Genomic DNA, 255 nt, shown 5'->3' on the forward strand with positions numbered 1-255 from the left:
ACTAAAATCACCCATGTTAATGACGGTTTTATCTTTCTGGGGCACAGGATCATTCGCAAACGCAGTCGTTATGGCGAGATGCGAGTGGTCTCAACGATCCCGCAGGAGAAAGCCAGAAACTTCGCCGTATCGCTGACAGCACTGTTATCAGGCAACTACAGTGAAAGCAAAGTCGATATGGCTGAACAACTCAACCGAAAACTGAAAGGCTGGGCCATGTTCTATCAGTTCGTTGATTTTAAGGCCAAAGTCTTC

Annotated in this window: 1 pseudogene; it reads left to right on the forward strand. The window is 46.7% G+C overall.

Annotated features, from left to right (window positions below):
* Positions 1 to 255: pseudogene (locus J1784_RS00075) on the forward strand (group II intron reverse transcriptase/maturase); the annotation flags it as partial.

Origin of the sequence: Rahnella ecdela (genome assembly GCF_019049625.1) — a bacterium.
Classification (GTDB): Bacteria; Pseudomonadota; Gammaproteobacteria; order Enterobacterales; family Enterobacteriaceae; genus Rahnella; species Rahnella ecdela.